Raw genomic sequence first — 3,261 nt, 5'->3', positions numbered from 1 at the left:
CTTGTTCTTTGAAAACTAGATATTATCAATTATTTTCCTTTAATTATTAAGATAATTAAAACCGAGAAACAACTGCGTATTTTTGAGTTTTTTAATTAGTTTATATCGCTAATACTCAATTAATCAGCGATTACGAAGTAATCGTTAGGTTAAGTTATGAAGGGCGCATGGTGGATGCCTTGGTACTAGGAGCCGATGAAGGACGGGACTAACACCGATATGCTTCGGGGAGCTGTACGTAAGCTTTGATCCGGAGATTTCCGAATGGGGAAACCCAATTACTTTAATCAGTAATTACAACTCAGGGAATACATACTTGAGTTGAGGCAAACGCGGGGAACTGAAACATCTAAGTACCCGCAGGAATAGAAAGAAAAATCGATTCCCTAAGTAGCGGCGAGCGAACGGGGAATAGCCCAAACCAAAGAGCTTGCTCTTTGGGGTTGTAGGACTGAACATTTGAGTTACCAAAGTCAATGATAATCGAAGAGTCTGGGAAGACTCGGCATAGAGGGTGATACCCCCGTAGATGAAATTATTGACCCTCAGTTCAGTATCCTGAGTACGGCCACACACGTGAAACGTGGTCGGAAACCGGGAGGACCATCTCCCAAGGCTAAATACTCCCTAGTGACCGATAGTGAACCAGTACCGTGAGGGAAAGGTGAAAAGCACCGCGGAAGCGGAGTGAAATAGTTCCTGAAACCATGTGCCTACAATTAGTTAGAGCCCGTTAATGGGTGATAGCGTGCCTTTTGTAGAATGAACCGGCGAGTTACGTTAATTTGCAAGGTTAAGGTGTAAAGACCGGAGCCGTAGCGAAAGCGAGTCTGAAACGGGCGTTTCAGTAAGTTGATGTAGACCCGAAACCAGGTGACCTATCCATGTCCAGGTTGAAGGTGCGGTAAAACGCACTGGAGGACCGAACCCGTGTATGTTGAAAAATGCTGGGATGAGGTGTGGATAGCGGTGAAATTCCAAACGAACTTGGAGATAGCTGGTTCTCTCCGAAATAGCTTTAGGGTTAGCCTCGGAGTTAAGAATCGTGGAGGTAGAGCCACTGTTTGGACTAGGGGCCCGTCATGGGTTACTGAATTCAGATAAACTCCGAATGCCACTGATTTATATCCGGGAGTCAGACGATGAGTGATAAGATCCACCGTCGAAAGGGGAACAGCCCAGACCATCAATTAAGGTCCCTAAATACATGCTGAGTGGAAAAGGATGTGGAGTTGCATAGACAGCTAGGATGTTGGCTCAGAAGCAGCCACCATTTAAAGAGTGCGTAATAGCTCACTAGCCGAGTGATCCCGCGCCGAAAATTTACCGGGGCTAAGCATGTTACCGAAATTATGGATGCGACCAATAGGTCGCGTGATAGGAGAGCGTTCTAAGGGCAATGAAGCTAGACCGCAAGGACTAGTGGAGCGCTTAGAAGTGAGAATGCCGGTATGAGTAGCGAAAGATCAGTGAGAATCTGATCCACCGAATGACTAAGGTTTCCTGGGGAAGGCTCGTCCTCCCAGGGTTAGTCGGGACCTAAGCCGAGGCTGAGAAGCGTAGGCGATGGATAACAGGTTGATATTCCTGTACTAGTTAATCATGTTTGAACGATGGAGGGACGCAGTAGGCTATGGTGTGCACACGATTGGAAATGTGTGTTCAAGCGTCAAGTCTGGTGATGAGTTAAATGCTTATCGCTAAGGACAAGGCGTGACGAGGACCGAATTTAAGTAGGGAAGCGCCAGATGTCACACTGCCGAGAAAAGCTTCTAGTTAGTGATTAATTACCCGTACCGCAAACCGACACAGGTAGTCGAGGAGAGTATCCTAAGGTGAGCGAGTGAACTCTCGTTAAGGAACTCGGCAAAATGACCCCGTAACTTCGGGAGAAGGGGTGCTACACGCAAGTGTAGCCGCAGTGAAAAGGCCCAGGCGACTGTTTATCAAAAACACAGGTTTCTGCAAAATCGCAAGATGACGTATAGGGGCTGACGCCTGCCCGGTGCTGGAAGGTTAAGTGGATGAGTTAGCTTCGGCGAAGCCCAGAAATGAAGCCCCAGTAAACGGCGGCCGTAACTATAACGGTCCTAAGGTAGCGAAATTCCTTGTCGGGTAAGTTCCGACCCGCACGAAAGGCGTAACGATCTGGGCACTGTCTCAACGAGAGACTCGGTGAAATTATATTACCTGTGAAGATGCAGGTTACCCGCGACAGGACGGAAAGACCCCATGGAGCTTTACTGTAGCTTGATATTGGGTGTTGACACAGCTTGTACAGGATAGGTCGGAGCCGTAGAACTCGGAACGCTAGTTTCGAGTGAGGCGCTGGTGGGATACGACCCTCGCTGTGTGAACACTCTAACCCGCACCACTAATCGTGGTGGGAGACAGTGTCAGGTAGGCAGTTTGACTGGGGCGGTCGCCTCCTAAAAAGTAACGGAGGCGCCCAAAGGTTCTCTCAGAATGGTTGGAAATCATTCGTCGAGTGTAAAGGCAGAAGAGAGCTTGACTGCGAGACAGACAGGTCGAGCAGGGACGAAAGTCGGGCTTAGTGATCCGGTGGTACCGTATGGAAGGGCCATCGCTCAACGGATAAAAGCTACCCTGGGGATAACAGGCTTATCTCCCCCAAGAGTCCACATCGACGGGGAGGTTTGGCACCTCGATGTCGGCTCATCGCATCCTGGGGCTGTAGTCGGTCCCAAGGGTTGGGCTGTTCGCCCATTAAAGCGGTACGCGAGCTGGGTTCAGAACGTCGTGAGACAGTTCGGTCCCTATCCGTCGCGGGCGTAGGAAATTTGAGAGGAGCTGTCCTTAGTACGAGAGGACCGGGATGGACATACCGCTGGTGTACCAGTTGTGCCGCCAGGCGCATCGCTGGGTAGCTATGTATGGATGAGATAAACGCTGAAAGCATCTAAGTGTGAAACTCGCCTCGAGATGAGATTTCCCATTCCTATATGGAAGTAAGACCCCTGAAAGATGATCAGGTAGATAGGCTGGAAGTAGCAGCGCCGTGAGGCGTGGAGCGGACCAGTACTAATCGGTCGAGGACTTAACCAAGTTGAAAACGTGGTTGTTTCCGAAATGGAGAATAATTGAATAATATCTAGTTTTGAGGGAAGAAGTTCTCTTATAGTGTGGTGGCGATAGCCTAAAGGATACACCCGTTCCCATGCCGAACACGGAAGTTAAGCTTTAGCACGCCGATAGTAGTTGGGGGATCGCCCCCTGCGAGGATAGGACGTTGCCACGCGA

At 49.3% G+C, this 3,261-nt stretch carries 2 rRNA genes; both read left to right on the top strand.

The features are described from left to right. Positions 1–147 precede the first annotated feature (147 nt). Positions 148–3,066: ribosomal RNA gene (locus ACKTSF_RS14030) — 23S ribosomal RNA — on the top strand. A gap of 76 nt (positions 3,067–3,142) precedes the next feature. Further along, positions 3,143–3,259 (top strand): 5S ribosomal RNA (rrf, locus tag ACKTSF_RS14025). The last annotated feature ends 2 nt before the right edge of the window (positions 3,260–3,261 follow it).

The sequence above is a fragment of the Levilactobacillus muriae genome, from assembly GCF_045862015.1.
Lineage (GTDB): Bacteria > Bacillota > Bacilli > Lactobacillales > Lactobacillaceae > Levilactobacillus > Levilactobacillus muriae.
The sequence above is the reverse complement of the archived record's forward strand: the minus strand, read 5'-3'. Positions and strand labels throughout refer to the sequence as shown.